Here is an 873-nt window from a genome sequence, read left to right as displayed (position 1 = left end):
TTCTACTACCACTTGCTGCATTGGTTGCTCTTCCACTTGTGGTTCTACTACCACTTGCTGCATTGGTTGCTCTTCCACTTGTGATTCTACTACCACTTGTTGCATTGGTTGTTCTTTCACTTGTGGTTCTGCTACCTCTTGTTGCACTGGCTTATTCTCTACTCGTACATTAACAGAAGGCGGCATTGCATTTGCTCTAGCTGCATGTCTTTCCATTAATCGTGTTCTATCTTGTTTCAGCATAACAACATTAAATGGTACATGACGCTTTTTCTCACGTTTTGGTTCTTCTTTTTGTACAACTGGTTGTTCTTCTACGACCGGTGCTTCTTCTACAACTGATTGTTCTTCTGCGACTGGTGCTTCTTCTACAACTGATTGTTCTTCTGCGACTGGTGCTTCTTCTACAACTCGTTTATTTTCTTCTGTTTCTGCAATTAAAACATTCGCAAAGCTTTGAACATCGTTCTTTGTCTGTTCATCAGCCTCAGCTACATGTATGAATTCACTGTTTTGTTCAATTACTTCATCTTCTTGCTGAATTTCCTCAAGTGCTACAAATGTCTCTACTACAGGCGCTTTTGTTTCTGCGATCACTTCTACTTCTTCTAGCTCTTCTGTTTCCGCAATTACTTCTACTTCTTCTAGCTCTTCTGTTTCTGCAATTACTTCTACTTCTTCTGACTCTTCCGTTTCTGCAATTACTTCCACTTCTTCTAGCTCTTCTGCTTCTGCAATCACTTCCACTTCTTCTGTTTCCGCAATCACTTCCACTTCTTCTAGCTCTTCTGTTTCTGTAATTACTTCTACTTCTTCTGACTCTTCCGCTTCTGCAATTACTTCCACTTCTTCTGTTTCTGCAATTACTTCTAC

At 40.3% G+C, this 873-nt stretch carries 1 pseudogene; it reads right to left on the bottom strand.

Going from position 1 to position 873, the window contains the following annotated elements:
- Positions 1–873 (bottom strand): annotated as a pseudogene (locus tag RT27_RS35565) (DNA translocase FtsK); the annotation flags it as partial.

The sequence above is a fragment of the Bacillus sp. L_1B0_5 genome (assembly GCF_000836715.1).
Taxonomy (GTDB): domain Bacteria; phylum Bacillota; class Bacilli; order Bacillales; family Bacillaceae_G; genus Bacillus_A; species Bacillus_A thuringiensis_S.
The sequence above is the reverse complement of the archived record's forward strand: the minus strand, read 5'-3'. Positions and strand labels throughout refer to the sequence as shown.